The 17,345-nt window shown below is 62.7% G+C and carries 15 protein-coding genes; 11 read left to right on the top strand and 4 right to left on the bottom strand.

Features of this window, described 5'->3' with window-relative positions; all coding sequences use genetic code 11:
* Nucleotides 1-20: 20 nt before the first annotated feature.
* The 6 genes from tsaE (at nt 21) to trxA (ending at nt 8,849) form a co-directional block, all read left to right on the top strand.
* Nucleotides 21-494 (top strand): tRNA (adenosine(37)-N6)-threonylcarbamoyltransferase complex ATPase subunit type 1 TsaE, encoded by a 474-nt coding sequence (gene tsaE, locus Q0949_RS12335; protein WP_299372452.1) that lies wholly within the window; start codon nt 21-23, stop codon nt 492-494.
* Nucleotides 487-1,506 (top strand): phosphotransferase, encoded by a 1,020-nt coding sequence (locus Q0949_RS12330; RefSeq protein ID WP_299372449.1) that lies wholly within the window; start codon nt 487-489, stop codon nt 1,504-1,506. Before tsaE ends, Q0949_RS12330 begins: the two co-directional genes overlap by 8 nt.
* Nucleotides 1,482-2,174 (top strand): nucleotidyltransferase family protein, encoded by a 693-nt coding sequence (locus tag Q0949_RS12325; protein WP_299372446.1) that lies wholly within the window; start codon nt 1,482-1,484, stop codon nt 2,172-2,174. Before Q0949_RS12330 ends, Q0949_RS12325 begins: the two co-directional genes overlap by 25 nt.
* Nucleotides 2,167-5,100: a double-strand break repair protein AddB gene (addB, locus tag Q0949_RS12320; protein WP_299372443.1), complete on the top strand. Its 2,934-nt coding sequence runs from the start codon at nt 2,167-2,169 to the stop codon at nt 5,098-5,100. Before Q0949_RS12325 ends, addB begins: the two co-directional genes overlap by 8 nt.
* The gene (addA, locus tag Q0949_RS12315) at nt 5,097-8,387 is read left to right on the top strand and encodes a double-strand break repair helicase AddA (RefSeq protein WP_299372440.1); all 3,291 of its coding nucleotides are present in this window, start codon (nt 5,097-5,099) and stop codon (nt 8,385-8,387) included. The genes addB and addA overlap by 4 nt, the downstream gene beginning before the upstream one ends.
* Before the next feature lie 141 nt (nt 8,388-8,528).
* Complete coding sequence (gene trxA / locus Q0949_RS12310) at nt 8,529-8,849, top strand: thioredoxin (protein ID WP_299372437.1); 321 nt, start codon at nt 8,529-8,531, stop codon at nt 8,847-8,849.
* A gap of 36 nt (nt 8,850-8,885) precedes the next feature.
* Here trxA and Q0949_RS12305 read toward each other — a convergent pair whose 3' ends face one another.
* On the bottom strand, nt 8,886-9,797 hold the full coding sequence (locus Q0949_RS12305; RefSeq protein WP_299372434.1) for a hypothetical protein: 912 nt from the start codon (nt 9,795-9,797) through the stop codon (nt 8,886-8,888).
* A gap of 101 nt (nt 9,798-9,898) precedes the next feature.
* On the opposite strand from Q0949_RS12305, the gene hslV reads away from it, so the two are divergent.
* The gene (gene hslV, locus Q0949_RS12300; RefSeq protein ID WP_299372431.1) at nt 9,899-10,456 is read left to right on the top strand and encodes an ATP-dependent protease subunit HslV; all 558 of its coding nucleotides are present in this window, start codon (nt 9,899-9,901) and stop codon (nt 10,454-10,456) included.
* On the top strand, nt 10,453-11,490 hold the full coding sequence (locus tag Q0949_RS12295; RefSeq protein ID WP_299372428.1) for an aldo/keto reductase: 1,038 nt from the start codon (nt 10,453-10,455) through the stop codon (nt 11,488-11,490). Before hslV ends, Q0949_RS12295 begins: the two co-directional genes overlap by 4 nt.
* Before the next feature lie 55 nt (nt 11,491-11,545).
* On the opposite strand, the gene Q0949_RS12290 is transcribed toward Q0949_RS12295, so the two are convergent.
* Nucleotides 11,546-11,920 carry a DM13 domain-containing protein gene (locus tag Q0949_RS12290; RefSeq protein ID WP_299372426.1) on the bottom strand — a complete coding sequence of 125 codons (375 nt, stop codon included), beginning with the start codon at nt 11,918-11,920 and terminating at the stop codon, nt 11,546-11,548.
* Between the two features lie 134 nt (nt 11,921-12,054).
* Here Q0949_RS12290 and hslU point away from each other — a divergent pair, with 134 nt between their 5' ends.
* Genes hslU through Q0949_RS12275 form a run of 3 tightly spaced genes read left to right on the top strand, consistent with a single transcriptional unit; the run spans nt 12,055 to nt 15,755 of the window.
* Nucleotides 12,055-13,362 carry an ATP-dependent protease ATPase subunit HslU gene (hslU, locus tag Q0949_RS12285; protein ID WP_299372423.1) on the top strand — a complete coding sequence of 436 codons (1,308 nt, stop codon included), beginning with the start codon at nt 12,055-12,057 and terminating at the stop codon, nt 13,360-13,362.
* Nucleotides 13,363-13,416: 54 nt separating this feature from the next.
* Nucleotides 13,417-14,511: an alpha/beta fold hydrolase gene (locus Q0949_RS12280; RefSeq protein WP_299372420.1), complete on the top strand. Its 1,095-nt coding sequence runs from the start codon at nt 13,417-13,419 to the stop codon at nt 14,509-14,511.
* Nucleotides 14,511-15,755: an MFS transporter gene (locus Q0949_RS12275; RefSeq protein WP_299372418.1), complete on the top strand. Its 1,245-nt coding sequence runs from the start codon at nt 14,511-14,513 to the stop codon at nt 15,753-15,755. The genes Q0949_RS12280 and Q0949_RS12275 overlap by 1 nt, the downstream gene beginning before the upstream one ends.
* Here Q0949_RS12275 and Q0949_RS12270 read toward each other — a convergent pair.
* Together Q0949_RS12270 and Q0949_RS12265 are read right to left on the bottom strand one after the other, a co-directional pair.
* Nucleotides 15,738-16,331, bottom strand: coding sequence for a Smr/MutS family protein (locus Q0949_RS12270; RefSeq protein WP_299372415.1), 594 nt, complete (start codon nt 16,329-16,331; stop codon nt 15,738-15,740). The genes Q0949_RS12275 and Q0949_RS12270 overlap by 18 nt on opposite strands.
* Nucleotides 16,328-17,320: an MltA domain-containing protein gene (locus Q0949_RS12265; RefSeq protein WP_299372412.1), complete on the bottom strand. Its 993-nt coding sequence runs from the start codon at nt 17,318-17,320 to the stop codon at nt 16,328-16,330. Before Q0949_RS12265 ends, Q0949_RS12270 begins: the two co-directional genes overlap by 4 nt.
* Nucleotides 17,321-17,345: the final 25 nt, after the last annotated feature.

Genomic DNA, 17,345 nt, shown 5'->3' with positions numbered 1-17,345 from the left:
GATGCAGATAGTTTGGCCCCATGATCCAAAGCCCCCAGTCCATTTCTTGGCGCGATGCCGATGCCGCCGCCGCCTGTGCCGCACGGATTGCGCCGCGGCTGGCGCCGGGCGACACCGTGCTGCTGGACGGTCAGGTGGGGGCGGGAAAGACACATTTCGCGCGGTCCCTGATCCAGTCCATTCTGGATGTGCCAGAGGACGTGCCCTCTCCGACATTCACGCTTGTCCAGACATACGACACCGCGCAGGGTCCGCTGTGGCACACCGACCTCTATCGCGTGACATCGGATCAGGAAATCGATGAACTGGGCCTGGTCGAGGCGTTCGACGATGCGATCTGTCTGGTGGAATGGCCGGACCGGTTGGGGCCTGTGACGCCCGCGGATGCGCTGCACATGCAGATTACCGTCGATGATATGGCGCGGCACGTTACGCTGCACTGGACGGACGCGAAATGGTCCGCACGACTGACGGGGGTGCTGGCAGATGGATGATCGATCGCAGGCGAGCATCGTGTTTCTGGACGTTGCGGGCTGGGGGGGTGCACCGCGCAAGCTTGTAGCGGGCGATGCCTCCAACCGCCGGTATGAACGGCTGCGCAAGGGCGATCAAACCGCCATTCTGATGGACGCCCCGCCGGACAAGGGCGAGGATGTCCGACCATTTGTGCACATCACGCGCGTCTTGCGCGCGGCGGGTCTGTCCGCGCCAGACATCTTTGCGCAGGACGAGACCAACGGTTTTCTGCTGATCGAGGATCTGGGCGACGATCTGTTCGCGCGGGTCATGGCCGCCGATCCGGCGTGCGAAGCCCCTCTGTATGACGCGGCCACGGACGTGCTGGTGCACCTGCATCGCAGCTCTCCGCCGGACCTGCCCCGATACGATGCACGGGTGATGACGGATTTGGCCTGCCTTGCGTTTGATTGGTATCAGCGCGGCACAACCGGCGAAATCGATACAGACCAAAGGGCGCAATTTGCCGAGGCGTTTCACGCGGTTTTGTTGCCGATGGATGCGGTCGAGCCTGTGCTGATCCAGCGCGACTATCACGCCGAAAACCTGATCTGGTTGCCGGAGCGGACGGGCGTGGCGCGCGTGGGGTTGCTTGATTATCAGGACGCGATGCTGGGCCACCCGGCCTATGACCTCGTGTCGATTGCGCAGGATGCCCGGCGCGACGTGCCACCGACGGTGGCGGAGCGGATGGTTGCCCGTTATGTCGCGGCGACGGGCACGGATGCCGCCGCGTTCAGAGCCGCCTATGCACTCCTCGGTGTGCAGCGGAATATGCGCATCCTTTGCGTCTTTGCCCGGTTGTCGATGCTCTATGGCAAGCCGCACTATGTCGACCTGATCCCCCGCGTTTGGGACCATTTGCAGACTGATCTGACCCATCCGGCGCTAAGCGATATTGCACCGCTGGTGCAGGCCGCGATGCCCGTGCCCACCCCTGCCCTCCTTCAAAGGCTCAAAGATCAATGCGCAACGATCCCCCGGCCCTGATGCTCTTTGCGGCGGGGTTTGGCTCGCGGATGCGCCCCCTGACCGACACGCGCCCCAAACCGTTGATCGAGGTGGCCGGGCGGCCCTTGATCGACCACGCGCTGGCGCTGGGCCGCGCGGTCGGCGCGCAACCGATTGTGGTTAACGCACACTATTTGCCTGACCAGCTGGAACAGCACCTGGCGGGGACGGATGTGACCGTGCTGCGCGAAGCGCCCGATATCCTCGACACCGGCGGCGGGTTGCGCAACGCGCTGCCGCATCTGGGTGCGGGGCCGGTTTTGACGATGAACACGGATGCGGTATGGGCCGGGCCCAATCCTGTGGCGCAACTGCTGGCGCAGTGGAATCCCGCGCGCATGGACGCCCTGCTGACCTGCGTGCCGATGACCCATGTGCTGGGGCGGCAGGGCGGCGGCGATTTCGACATTGATGACCAAGGCGCGCTGCATCGCGGCAGCGCGTATGTTTACGGCGGTGTTCAGATCCTCAAGACCGACCTGCTGCATGACGTGGCAGAGCGGGCGTTTTCCCTGAATGTCGTCTGGAACATGATGGCGGACCGTGGCCGTCTGTATGGCGCGCGCTATGCCGGGCGCTGGTGCGATGTAGGTCATCCCGGCGGGATCAAGGAGGCCGAGGAGATGCTGGCCCAGTACCATGTTTGAAGACCGGGGCCGCCCGCGCCTTTTTGGCTGCCCCATCGGGGTGGATTTCCCGGCGGCGGTTCTGCGCGGCCTAGAGCAACGCTTGGACGGAGCTCCGCCCGATGCGTGGGCGCGGATTACCCTGTTCGTGAACACGCGGCGCATGGCGCGGCGCCTGAGGGATCTGTTCGATGCAGGCCCGCCACGGTTGCTGCCGCAGATCCGCCTGTTGACTGACCTTGATACGCTGCTGCCGGGCACCGCCCTGCCGCCTGCGACATCCCCCCTGCGGCGGCGCCTGGAGCTGGTCAACCTGACCCAGCGCCTGATCGCGCATCAGGACAATCTGGCCCCGGTGACCGCCGGATTTGACCTGGCGGACAGTCTGGCCGCGTTGATGGACGAAATGCAGGGCGAAGGCGTGGATGCGGACACGATTGCGCGGCTCGACGTGTCGGACCAATCCGGCCATTGGGAACGGGCGCAGCGGTTCTTCGGCATCGCGCAATCCTATATCGACGACACCGCCACCGCGCCCGACCCGGAGGCACGTCAACGAGAAACAGTGCTGCGGCTGGCCGCGCACTGGGCCGATACGCCACCCAGCGATCCGGTGCTTGTTGTCGGCTCCACCGGATCGCGGGGCACCACGCAATTGCTGATGCAGGCCGTCAGCAGGTTGCCTCAGGGGGCCGTGATCCTGCCGGGTTTCGATTTCGACATGGACACCGTCTGGGCAACCATGGCCAAGGACGCCATGGGAGAGGACCACCCACAATTCCGGTTCCTCAAATTGGCGCAATCGCTGGATCTGTCACCAGGCGACATTCTGCGGTGGTCGCCTGATACGCCCCCGTCGCCTGCGCGCAACAGGCTGGTGTCGCTGGCCCTGCGACCGGCGCCTGTGACGGATGCGTGGCGGCGCGAGGGGCCGCGGCTGACCGATCTGGACGACGCGCTGCGCGATGTCACTCTGGTGGAGGCAGACACTCCGCGCGCCGAGGCCATCGCCATTGCCCTGCGGTTGCGCACCGCCGCAGAAACCGGCGAACGCGCCGCCCTGATCACGCCGGACCGGATGCTGACACGGCAAGTGACGGCGGCGCTGGACCGTTGGAACATCCTGCCGGACGACAGCGCGGGCACGCCCCTGCACCTGTCACCACCGGGCCGGTTCTTGCGCCATGTGGCACGCCTGTTCGATGCACCGCTGGATGCGGAGGCGTTGCTGACCCTGCTCAAACACCCGCTGACCCATACCGGGGCCGACCGCAACCTGCACCAGCGGTTCACCGAACGGTTGGAGTTGCGCATTCGCAAGGACGGGCTGCCTTATCCAGATGCCCAGGGCTTGCTCCGGCTGGCGGTCAGGGAAGGCGTCGAGGGTATGGAAGACTGGGCCGCGTGGCTGGGCACGGCGCTGTGCGGGATGCATCACCCGGCCCCGATGCCGCTTGAGGATTGGGTCGCGCGGCACATCCGCGTGGCAGAGGCCATTGCAGCGGGTCAGACAGGCACCGACCCCGGCGGACTGTGGCAGAAAAAGGCGGGGCAAAAGGCGCAGGCGGCCATGGCGTCACTGGCCGAACATGCCCCCCATGGCGGCGAGATGTCGGCGGCGGATTACAGCGCCCTCGTCGATGGTATCCTGCAACAGGAAGAGGTCCGCGACCGCGACGCCCCCCATCCAACGATCATGATCTGGGGTACGCTCGAGGCGCGGGTGCAGGGTGCCGATCTGGTCATCCTTGCCGGGCTGAACGACGGAACCTGGCCCGAGGCGGCACAACCGGACCCGTGGTTGAACCGCAAGATGCGAAAGGACGCGGGCCTGTTGCTGCCGGAGCGGCGTATCGGGTTGTCGGCCCATGACTTTCAACAGGCGATTGGCGCGGGCCATGTCTGGCTGACCCGGTCGATCCGGTCGGATGATGCCGAAACAGTGCCATCGCGCTGGATGAACCGGATCCAGAACCTTGTGACTGGCCTGCCGGGTGGAGAGGATCTTTGGTCCGACCTTGGCAATCGCGGCGAACACTGGCTGCGTCTGGCGGACCAGCTTGACGCCAGCCCGGATGCGCCCAAAGCCCAGCGGCCCAGCCCCTGCCCGCCCGTCTCGGCCCGCCCGCGACGGTTTACCGTCACCGAGATCAAGACGTTGATCCGCGATCCCTATGCGATCTATGCCAAGCACGTCCTGCGGCTGCGCGCCTTGTCGCCGCTCGTTCAAACGCCGGATGCGCTGCTGCGCGGTATTCTCGCCCACGAGGTCATGGAACGCTTTGTCCGTCAAACACTGGACAACCCCGGCGCGCTGACCGTCGAGACATTGATGCGCCACGCGGACGAGGTGCTGGCGGGCGAGATGCCGTGGCCCGCCGCGCGGGCGCTGATGTACGCGCGGCTCGCCCGCGCGGCCGAATGGATCGTGTCCACCGAACAGGCCCGCCAGATGCGCGCCACCCCGACCCTGTTCGAGGACGAGGCAATCGGAAGGCTGGACCTGCCCAGCGTGCGCACCACGCTGGAGGGTCGCGCCGACCGCATCGATCTGGACCCCGTGGGTGATGTGATCATTTATGACTACAAGACCGGGCAACTGCCATCAAAGGACGTGCAAAAACACTTCGACAAGCAGCTGCTGATCGAGGCGGCGATGATCGAACAGGGCGGCTTTGACGCGCTGGGCGTGCGGGCGGTGCGGGCGGCCCAGTTCATCGGCATTGGATCGACCCCCAAGGTCGAGGACGCCCCGCTTGATGAAGAACCGCCCGCCAAGGTTTTGGCGGAACTGGTCAGCCTGCTGTCCGCCTATCTGGAAGGGGACAAGGGCTATACCTCGCGCCGCGCGGTCGAAAAGGAACGGATCAGCCGCGACTATGATCAGTTGGCGCGGTTCGGCGAATGGGACATCAGCGCCGCGCCCGCACCGGAGGTTCTGGAATGACCGAACTGCACGATGCTACCCGCCGTCAGCACGAGGCCGCGCAACCGCTTGCGTCCACGTGGCTGTCGGCCAATGCCGGGTCGGGCAAGACGCGGGTGCTGACCGACCGTGTCGCGCGCCTGCTGCTGGAAAACGTGCAACCGCAGCACATCCTCTGCCTGACATACACCAAGGCCGCCGCGTCCGAGATGCAGAACCGCCTGTTCAAACGGTTGGGCGCGTGGGCAATGCTGGGTGATGACGATCTGATTGATGCGCTGGCCGAACTGGGCCTCGACCGCAAGCCAACCGAGGATGACCTGCGCGAGGCGCGCACGCTGTTTGCACGCGCGATTGAAACCCCCGGCGGTCTGAAGATTCAGACGATCCACTCGTTCTGCGCATCGCTGTTGCGGCGGTTCCCGCTGGAGGCTGGGGTGAGCCCCCAATTTACCGAGATCGAGGATCGCGCGGCGGACATGCTGCGCGCGGAATTGGTCGATCAGATGGCCGAGGGCACGGATGCGCCGATCCTGACCGCGCTGGCGGGGCAGTATAATGGCGAGGATTTCCTGAAGCTGACCAAGGAGATCGCCGGACGCGCCGATGCATTCCGCGACCTGTCGCTGGGCGATGTGCTGGAGGTCTTTGGACAGCCCCGCGATCTAAGCCATGACCGGATCGTCGCGGACACGTTTGCGCCGGGCGACTGGGAAATGTTGCAGGACCTGATCCCCATCCTGCTGGCGCAGGGCGTCACCGACAGCGCGGTGGGCGCGACGCTGCAAACCATCGTGTCGCTGGACCCGCACAGCATTTCCATCGCCGAGGCCGCGTTCCTGACCCAGGCAGGCACGCGCAAAAAACGGTTCCCGACCAAGGCCACGCAGAAAGAGGCCGCGCATCTGCTTGCCCAGATGGAAGCGCTGATCGACCGGGTCGAGGCCGCGCGCGCCGCACGGCTGGCACTGGAGGCGGCAGAGCGGACAGTTACGCTGCACCGGTTCGCGCATCGCTTTGCCGCGATGTACAAACGGGCCAAGGATCGGCGCGGATGGCTCGACTTTGACGACCTGATCCAGAAGGCGCGCTTTCTGCTGGGCAACAGCGCTGTGGCGGCTTGGGTGCTCTACCGCTTGGACGGTGGCATCGATCACATTCTGGTGGACGAGGCGCAGGACACCAGCCCCGCCCAATGGGACGTGGTGCGCAAGCTGGCCGAGGAGTTTTCCAGCGGTGACGGCGCGCGGGCGGATGTGACGCGCACCATCTTTGTGGTCGGCGACAAGAAGCAATCGATCTATTCCTTTCAAGGCGCCGACCCACGGGAATTCGACCGGATGCAGCTGGAATTCGGCTCTAAACTGGCGGAATCGAACCAGGTTCTGAACAGCAACACGCTGGACCATTCGTTCCGGTCGTCGCCCGCGATCCTTGGGTTGGTTGATGCGGTATTTGAAAATGCCGCTGACGCCGGGTTCGGGCACAACCGCCACATCGCCTTTCACACGGACCTCCCGGGGCGGGTCGATCTGTGGCCCGTGGTGCCAAAGCCGGAGCAAGAACCCGAGCAGGATTGGTTCGATCCCGTCGACAAGCGGCACCCCGAGCATCAGTTCCGGATATTGGCCAAGGCGATTGCCGACCAGATCCGCCACATGATCGACACCCGCGTTCTGATCCCGGACAAGGATGGCGCGCGCCCGGTGCAGCCACGCGATTTCCTGATCCTCGTGCAGCGACGCAGCGGTGTGTTCGGTGATCTGATCCGCGCTTGCAAGGAGGCGGATCTGCCCATTGCGGGTGCCGACAGGCTCAAGGTCGGGGCCGAGATTGCGGTCAAGGATCTGGGTGCGCTGCTGTCCTTTCTGGCCACCCCGGATGATAGCCTATCGCTCGCTACGGCTTTGCGGTCGCCGCTGTTTGGATGGACGGAACAGGACCTGTTTACGTTGGCACATCGCCGTACGGAAAAACATCTGTGGCCCGCCCTGCGCGATCAGGGTGACAGGTACCCTGACACTGTCGCTATGCTGCACGACCTGCGCGACAGCGTGGATTTCTTGCGGCCGTACGACCTGATCGAACGGGTTCTGACACGGCACGGTGGTCGCAAACGATTGCTCGCCCGGCTGGGCACAGAGGCCGAGGACGGGATCAACGCATTGCTGTCGCAAGCGCTGGCCTATGAACGATCTGCGGTGCCCAGTCTGACCGGGTTCCTGACGTGGATGGAAACCGACGATCTGGAGGTCAAACGCCAGGTCGACAGCGCCTCCAACCAGATCAGGGTGATGACGGTGCACGGATCCAAGGGGCTTGAGGCGCCCATTGTCATCCTGCCCGAGTGCGGCAAACGTACGTTCCAGAACCGGGACGAAGTGGTTGAGATGGGGGGCCTACCTGTCTGGAAAGTGCCGAGCGCGAAACAGCCGGATGCAATGAAAACGCGTCTGGAGGAGATGAAGGACGCGCAGGCCGAAGAGTCTCTGCGGCTTCTATATGTGGCTCTAACACGGGCGGAAAAGTGGCTGATCGTTGCTGCCTCCGGTGAATTGGACAAGAATGGCGACGATTGGTACCAGCGGGTCGAAGCGGGGATGAAGGCCTGCGGCACCGAGGACTTGGACACGCCCGTGGGCGCGGGTCTGCGCCATCAAGCCGGGAACTGGGCGTTTGAGGACTGGACCGATGATACCACGACTGCGCCGCCTGATACGTCCCTGCCCGATCTGTTTCAAACCGATGCCCCCGCCCTGACCGTGCCAGAGCCGACGCTGTCCCCGTCGGATCTGGGCGGGGCCAAGGCACTGCCCGGCGATGGCCTGGACGAGGACACGGCCAAGGCCTACGGCACCCTTGTTCATGCGGTGTTGGAGCATCCGCAGAAAGCGGATCACATCCTGGCCGCGTCAACACTGTCTGATGTGTTGAGAGATCAGGCAGAGGCAGAGGCGCGCGCCGTTTTGGACGCACCGCATTTGCGGCACCTGTTTACCGGTGACACTTTGGCGGAGGTGTCCGTCACGGCGCATTTGGGAGCACGGCGTATGCACGGGACAATCGACCGCTTGATCGTCACGCCCAGCGCCGTGCATGTCGTTGATTTCAAGAGCAACCGCGTGGTGCCGGACAGTCCTGCGACCTGCCCGGTTGGCCTGTTGGCGCAGATGGCCGCCTATGACACGGCGCTGCGACAGATTTATCCCAATCGCAGCATCGAAGTGAGTATCCTGTGGACCCGGACGGCCGAATTGATGCTGCTGCCTTATGACCTGTTGGTCAGCGCCTCCAGCCAAGTTTCCTAGGTGGCGCTTGCAGCACGATAATTGCACGCGCTTCCAGCACGATATCGTGACACGTCCCCGCGAACACACGCCATATCTTGACGATGGGCAGGCGGCTACCTAGGTTGCGATCCTACGCTTTATCCTGTCAGGAGAGACGAAATGGCGACCGTGGCCGTAACCGATGCAACCTTTGACGCCGAAGTCAAAAATTCCGATGTCCCCGTTGTCGTGGACTTTTGGGCCGAATGGTGCGGCCCCTGCAAACAGATCGGCCCAGCGCTCGAAGAGCTGTCCGCCGAGATGGAAGGCAAGGTGAAGATCGTCAAAGTCGACGTCGATTCGAACCCGAATTCCCCGGCCCAGATGGGCGTGCGCGGTATCCCGGCGCTGTTCATCTTCAAGGACGGGCAGGTCGTGTCGAACATGGCAGGCGCCAAACCCAAGGCGGCCCTGCAATCTTGGATCGAAGAGTCCATCTGATCTACTGATCGGGCGCCCGCAACGGTGGGCGCTCGATCACACCACCGGCCATCCAGCGGCGGCAAGCTTTGCCCTGATTTTGGCCTCGGCGCTGTCATGGCCTGCGTTGATCGCCATGTTTTGCCAGAACCACCACAGATACGCCGCATAGTCCGCCCGGTGCGCCCGCACCGCAGCAAACGCATCTGCGTCGCGCCCGTCCACCATCACGTGATGAAAATCGGTCTTGCCGAATACTGCCGACGGTTTGCCAAAGAACATGCCGTCAAAGGCGACGCTGGATGTTTGCGTGACTATGAAGCTGCATCGCGGCAGAAGCCGGTCGCGGCCGCCCATTTCGACCTCGAGCCTTGGGTCACCGCCTTGCAGCGCCTCAAGTTCGGCCATGTCACCTTGGGTATAGGTTTCCTTGGGGTGCAGCGTGGCGATAACCCGCATGTCAGGAAAGGCCGCGCGGGTTTTACGGATCATCTCGATAGGGCTACAGGATTGGAAGGAGCGTTGTTCGGTGATCCGCCCCTGAAGCGGCACATAGATGAAATCGTCATCCGCCACATGATCCAGCAGCGGCCCGGCGATACGTTTACGCCAGAAGCCAAAGAACCGGTCCGCCTCTGCGCGCGGACAGGCGGCGGCGTCAAAGCCTGCGCGCGCCACGTCCCATTCCCACCGCTGGTCAGACGCCTGAATTTGCCAGAACGGATAGTGATAGACGCGCCGGAATGTCAGCGACCTGGCGTTTGGCGGGGGCGTCATATGGCACAAGGCATAGCCCCGTCGCCCTGCGGCCTTGATCCGTTCGGCCATGGTATTGGGGTGAAACGTGACCTCAAACCCGGCGGAATGCAGGACAGAAGTGATCCTGGCGATGAAATTGTGTTTCCCTGCCACAGCACTCTTGCGCAGATCATCCTCAAGGTAAAAGCGCGCGCGTTTGGGTTGGGCCATGCCCGCACATTAGAAGTCGTGCAAAACGGGGGCAAGGTGCGGCCCTTGCTCTGACCGGCGGGCAAAGCCATATATCCCTGAACAATGGACGGAGGCCCCACATGAGCACATCAGAGTTTCCCGGCTGGCACGGGACCACAATCATCGGGGTGAAAAAGGGCGGCGAAGTCGTCATTGCCGGAGATGGTCAGGTATCGCTGGGCCAGACGGTGATCAAGGGCACGGCGCGCAAGGTTCGCCGCCTCAGCCCCGGCGGCTATGACGTTGTGGCCGGGTTCGCCGGATCGACCGCCGATGCCTTTACCCTGCTGGAACGCTTGGAGACCAAGCTGGAGGCGACACCTGGACAACTGGCGCGCGCCAGCGTCGATCTGGCCAAGGACTGGCGGACGGACAAATACCTGCAAAAGCTGGAGGCGATGCTGATCGTGACGGATGGCGACGATCTCTTTGTCATCACCGGGGCGGGCGACGTTCTCGAACCCGAACACGACGTGACGGCCATCGGATCGGGTGGGAACTATGCCCTGGCTGCGGCGCGCGGCATGATGGACAGCGACCGCAACGCCGAACAGGTGGCGCGGGATGCCATGGCGATTGCGTCCGACATCTGTGTCTACACCAATGGCAACCTGACCGTGGAGACGATCCGCAAATGACCGAGATGACATATACCAAACTGGGCAATAGTGGTCTGATCGTCAGCCGCATGTGCTTTGGCACGATGACATTCAACCTTGGGTCCGAATGGATCCCCGGTGTGGCCAATGTCGGACAGGACGCGGCAACGGATATGGTGCAGCATGCGCTGGACCATGGCGTGAACTTCTTTGACACGGCGGACGGGTATTCCAACGGCGAATCCGAAGAGATCCTTGGCAAGGCGCTGGGCAAACGGCGGAACGAGGCCGTTGTGTGCACCAAGCTGGGGTTCCGCCAAAGCGATCAGATCAATGATACCGGGCTAAGCCGCGGGCATATCCAGAAGCAGATCGACGGTAGTCTGACCCGCATGGGGATGGATCACATCGACCTTCTGGTCCTGCACAAAACGGATTTCTCCACCCCGATCGAGGAAACGTTGGCCGCGCTGCAAATCGCGGTGGATCACGGCAAGGTGCGGTATATCGGATTCTCGAACTGGCCTGCGTGGCAGGGCGCGCGCGCTATTCAGTACCAGCGCGACCACCGGATGACGCCCTTTGTCGCCGGGCAGTATCTGTACAATGCGGTTGCGCGAGACATCGAACAGGATGTGCTTCCGATGCTGGGCGAACTGGGCGGCAGCCTCATGGCGTGGTCGCCGCTGGCGGGTGGTCTTTTGTCCGGAAAATATGACCCGGACAACCTGGATGACGGCGACGGGCGGCTGTCCGTGGGTGGCGATTTTCTGGATGTGGACAAGAGCGTCGCGCATACAGCGATTTCCACACTGACCAATATTGCCAAAGCCCATGACGCACATCCCGCGACTGTCGCACTGGCTTGGGTGCTGGCACAGAAGCGCGATCACACGGTGATCTTTGGGGCCTCGAAACGCAGCCATATGGATGCGGCGCTGGCGGCACCCGGTTTGACGTTGTCGGCGGAACAGCTGGACGCGCTCAGCGCGGCGGGCATGCCGGGCAAACGCTATCCGCATTGGTTCGATACGATGATGACCGACGAAATGCTGACCAAAGCACTTGGCTGAAACCAAAAGGGCCGCAGCGGTGACTGCGGCCCAAGATCGATGATCAGCGCGTGGATCAGTTCAGCTTGGCAACGCCCAGCGGCACGTTGAACTTTTCGCACCAGATCCAGACTTCGTTATACTGGCTGGCGTCGATACCAGCGGGGATCTCATAGCTGGATGCGCCGTTGTTGGACTTCAGCAGACCCATGAGCGTGTCCTTGTCATAGCCGTTCTTGCCCAGCGCAACTTTGGGGTCAGGGGCGCCATCGAATGTGAAATCGGCCAGCAAGTTGACCTTGTTCCCTGCAATCTCGGCGGTACCGGTGGTAACGTGGTTGCTGGCGCCTTTGAACGTGCCGGTGCGGCCATGACCGCCAGCAAACAGGGATGACGCGGGAAGCGTGGCAAGGCCGACAGCAGTGAAAGTCAGAAAGTTGCGGCGGTTCATCGGGGATACTCCGTGGGTTGGTAATGACGAGAACATGGCAGATCGTTTCGCATATTGCATCTCCCCCCACGCGGACGTGAGCGTGGTTGCGTTTCTGTGATCAAAGGTTACATGCAGTCCAATAGGAGAGCGTTATGACAGACCTGACCCCCCGCGAGATTGTTTCAGAGCTGGACCGTTTCATCATCGGGCAGGCGGATGCCAAGCGGGCCGTGGCCGTGGCGCTGCGCAATCGCTGGCGGCGCAAGCAGCTGAACGACGATCTGCGGGACGAGGTGTATCCCAAGAACATCCTGATGATCGGCCCCACCGGCGTGGGCAAAACCGAGATCAGCCGCCGGTTGGCCAAGCTGGCGCGCGCGCCGTTCCTCAAGGTCGAGGCCACCAAGTTCACCGAGGTTGGCTATGTCGGGCGGGATGTCGAACAGATCATCCGTGATCTGGTTGACGCTGCCATCGCGCAGACGCGTGACCACATGCGCGAGGACGTCAAGGCAAACGCCCATAAGGCCGCCGAAGACCGTGTTATCGAGGCGATAGCAGGCAAGGACGCACGCGAAGGCACCCGCGAGATGTTTCGCAAGAAGCTGAAATCCGGAGAGCTGGACGACACGGTGATCGAGCTCGACGTGGCCGACACCTCAAACCCGTTTCCCATGATGGACATTCCCGGCCAACCCGGCAGCAACATGGGGATGATGAACCTTGGCGATCTGTTCGGCAAGGCGATGGGTGGGCGCACCACGCGCAAGCGCCTGACCGTCGCCCAAAGCTATGATCTGCTGATCGGCGAAGAGGCTGACAAGTTGCTGGACGACGAAACGGTCACCAAGACGGCGCTGGAGTCGGTGCAGGAGAACGGGATCGTCTTTCTGGACGAAATCGACAAGGTCTGTGCCCGGTCGGATGCGCGCGGCGGTGACGTCAGCCGCGAAGGTGTGCAGCGCGACCTGCTGCCCCTGATCGAAGGCACCACCGTCAGCACCAAGCACGGGCCGGTCAAGACCGACCACATCCTGTTCATTGCGTCGGGTGCCTTTCACATCGCCAAACCGTCCGACCTGTTGCCCGAATTGCAGGGGCGCCTGCCGATCCGCGTGGAACTGCGCGCCCTGACCGAAGACGATTTTGTGCGCATCCTAGAAGAGACCGACAACGCGCTGACCCTGCAATACACGGCCCTGATGGCGACCGAAGAAGTCACCGTCACCTTCGAGCCCGACGGCATCCGCGCCTTGGCCCGCATCGCCGCCGAAGTAAACCAAAGTGTCGAGAACATTGGCGCGCGGCGGCTTTATACCGTGATGGAGCGGGTGTTCGAGGAGCTGTCCTTTACCGCGCCCGACCGCAGCGGCGACGCGATAACGGTCGATGCGGCATTCGTGAAAACGCATTTGGGCGAACTGGCGCGGTCAACCGATGTCAGCCGCTATGTGCTCTAGCCGTTTGGGCCACGTTGGGCTACAGCACCAACATCTGAACCAAACGGTGTAGACATGCGGTGGATCGCTTTGCTAGGTGCCTTGGCCCTGTTCGGGTGCAGCGACAGAACAGCCGCGCCGATCATCCCCGATGCGTTGAACTTTGGTCTGAACAAGACCGTTTTCATCGGCACCACACGGGCCATCAACGAGGCAGGCGAGTTTGGCATCGGCCGTTCCGAAACACTCAGCCTGATCGAGGCCACAGTGTCCATCCCGCCAGAACGCAGCCTTGGCACCGTGTCCGACGGATTCGACAAACCCAAGCCCGAACGCGATTTTGCCCTTGCGGAAATGAGCCGCTTTGCCAGTGCCGCGGGGTTCTCGCAACGCCTGTCCCAAGAGATCAAGGCACAGGCCAGAGACAGCCGGGACGTGGTTGTCTTTGTCCACGGGTTCAACAACAGCTTTAGCGACTCCGCGTTTCGCATGGCCCAATTGGCCCATGATCTTGAACTGCCGGGTGCGCATGTCAGCTATTCCTGGCCCAGCCGCGGCAATCCATTGGGTTATGAATACGACCGGGACAGCGCGCTGTTTGCCCGCGACGGTCTGGCGGACCTTTTGGTTGCCATTCGTGCCGCGGGTCAGCCAAATATCATCGTCGTGGCACACTCCATGGGCAGCGCCCTGGTGATGGAGACATTTCGTCAACGCGAAATCGCCGATCCGGGCTGGGTCGGGCGCAACATAGACGGCGTGATCCTGATGTCCCCCGACGTGAATATCGACGTGTTCCGCAGCCAGTTCGAGCGCATTCAGACAATCCCCGATCCCTTTGTCGTTTTCGTGTCGCGCAAGGATGCCGTGCTGCGGCTGTCGTCGCGTCTGCGCGGGCAGAAAACGCAGTTGGGCAATATTCAGAACGCAGATGCGATTGCCGATCTGCCGATCACCGTGGTGGATGTGTCCGCCTTTTCAGACCGCCGCTCCGGCAACCACTTTGTCGCCGGAAGCTCGCCCGCCCTGATACAGTTGATGCGCCGGTCTTCGGACCTTGATCGTGAGTTCCTGCGCGGGCGCACGGGGGCCACCGTGCTGTTGCCCGGCCAAAGGCGCATCTTTGCACCGGTTTCCGCTGCGGTAACATCGCAGCAAAGCGCACGATAGTGGGCACGCCTCCGCCCCGTCCCGGCCTTGTGCCCTTCCTGACGGAAAACCGCAGTTGGCTGGCGGCGGGGGCGTTGCTGACGCTGCTGTCTTCGTTCGGTCAGACGTTTTTCATCTCGATCTTTGCTGCGCAGATTCAGCAGGACTTTGAACTGTCGCACGGCGCTTGGGGTGGTATCTATTCGATGGGCACAACCATGTCGGCCGGCGTGATGATCTGGACAGGCGGTCTGACGGATATGTTTCGCGCGCGAACGCTTGGGATTGCGGTGCTGGCTCTGTTGGCCGCGTCCTGTTTTGCGATGGCCGCGAATCCCTATGCCATCCTGCTGCCAGTCGTGATTTTTGCCTTACGGCTGACCGGGCAGGGCATGACCAGCCATATCGCCATTGTCGCGATGGCCCGATGGTTCGTGGCGACGCGCGGTCGGGCACTGTCGGTGGCAACGTTGGGGTTTTCCGTGGGCGAGGCGGTGCTGCCGCTGACTTTTGTGGCGCTCTTGACGCTGTTTCATTGGCGGTTCCTGTGGGTCGGAGCTGGGTGTGTGGCCCTGATCGGTATCCCGCTGCTGCTGATGCTGTTGCGCAAGGAACGCACGCCCCAATCCATGGCCGAGGAAAACCAATCGACCGGCATGAACAACAGACACTGGACGCGGCGCGACACGCTGGCCCATCCGCTATTCTGGTTCATGGTTCCGGCACTCTTGGGGCCGTCGGCGTTCAATACGGCGTTCTTTTTCCAACAGGTCTATTTCGCTGAGATCAAAGGGTGGAGCCACTTGTCACTGGTGTCTGTCTTCCCGCTTTATACCGTGGTGGGCATTGCCGCGATGGTCGTATCTGGCCTTGCGTTGGACAGGTTTGGCACGGCGCGGCTGATCTCGCTCTACCAATTGCCGATGGTGGCCGCGTTCCTGATCTTTGCCGCGTCCGGCACGCTGTTCCATGCCGCGATCGGGTTTGTGTTTCTGGCGATGACGACAGGCGCGAATGCGACCTTGCCCAATGCGTTCTGGGCCGAGTTTTATGGCACGCGCAACATCGGATCGATCAAGGCGATGGCGGCTGCGGTCATGGTTCTGGGGTCTGCCATCGGGCCGGGCATCACCGGCATTTTGATCGACGCCGGCGTGGACCTGAACACGCAATATATCGGCGTCGCACTCTATTTCGTGTTTGCCAGCATTTGTATGTGGATCGGCGTGCACCGGTCGCGCGCGGATTTACCGGGCGCGGCGTAGATAGACGTAATAGGCACCCTCGCCGCCGTGACGCAGATGGGCCTGGCTGACTTGCAAGACAACGCCGGACAGCGGAGGCGTACTCAGCCATTGTGGCACCTGATGCCGCAACACTCCGAACCGGACCGGAATCGGCCCGCCGTCATCACGGTTCTTGCCCTTGCCTGTCACCACGAGCACGAGACGCTTGCCCTGCGCGTGCGCCTTCATGATGAACCCGGTCAGTGCTGGGTGGGCGCGGTCCTGCGTCATGCCGTGGAGGTCCAACTTGCCCTCAGGCCGCAGCTTGCCCCGTTTGAGCTGACCAAAAGACTTCTTGTCCATCTGAACCGGCATCGCCTTGACCTGATCCATGATGGTGGGCGCCAAAGATGCGCTGGTGCGGCCATTTTTTGACGTCGCCACGTTGCGCGCGGGCAAAACCTCAAAAACCGGTTTTGCGCGCGACTTGGGCGCAGGGGTGGGCGTGACAAAGTCTTCGGGGTCGAACTGTTTTTGCGGATGCAGCCGTTCGGTCTTGGCCGCAACACGCTGCCACAGTTCCTTTTCTTCGGCGTTCAGCTTGCGGCGGCTCATATCGCGCTTTCTGGCAGCAGGGCATAGGCGCGCTGGATCGGCATCAGCACCATCATGCGGCCCGGATCACGCAGGCGCCCGGCCTCGCGGCCCGCCCTGTCACCCGTGCCAAAGAACACATCCGCACGCTGTGCGCCCTTGATCGCTGACCCGGTGTCCTGGGCGATCATCAACCGCCGCAGCGGGGATTTGCCATCCTTTTCCACCCAAACAGGGGAGCCCAGCGTGACAAAGGCCGGGTCCACCGCAATCGAGCGCATCGTGGTGATCGATCGATTCATGGCGCCCAAAGGGCCACGATCCGCGGGGACTTCGCTCACCTCGCGAAAGAATACGTAAGAGGGGTTGTGGTAGAGCAGTTGCGTGCCGTCAAAGGGGTTACGTTTGACCCAGTTCTTGATGACCTGTGCGCTGACCTGATGCGGGGCGTATGTGCCGCGCCGCACCAGTTCGGCTCCGATGGACCGGTATTCATGTCCGTTTGACCCGGCATAGCCCACCCGGATCGTCGACCCGTTGGGCAACCGGATGCGACCCGATCCCTGGATCTGGAGAAAGAACAGCTCGACCGGGTCATCCACCCAGGCAATTTCCAGACCACGGCCAGACATGCGATCCCCTTCGAGGATCTGACGACGGGTCAGCCATGGGCGGGACACGCGCGCCTCGCGCGGCATAGCATAGACCGGGTACCGATACCTGCTGCTGCGCCGCAACGCCCCATCAAGTTCGGGCTCGAAATAGCCGGTGAACAGCGCCGGGTTGCCGTCTTCGATCAGGACGGGACGGAAGAACAGTTCAAAAAACGCCTTGGCGTCCGTGCTGTCCTTGGCCAGCGCGCATAGCGACGACCAATCCGGATCTTTCATATCCCGGCAGGTGTTGGTGAATGTGGTGAGTGCTGCGGCGTGATCATCCTCGGCCCAGCCATCCAGGCTGGCAAAGTCGAGCACGGAATACCGGACGTCAGCCGCAACGGGGCCGGTCAAACCGGCCACCGCACAGAAAAGGCCA

The organism is uncultured Tateyamaria sp., from assembly GCF_947487805.1.
Lineage (GTDB): Bacteria > Pseudomonadota > Alphaproteobacteria > Rhodobacterales > Rhodobacteraceae > Tateyamaria.
Note: the sequence above shows the minus strand (reverse complement) of the source record. Positions and strands in the feature narration are given on the sequence as shown.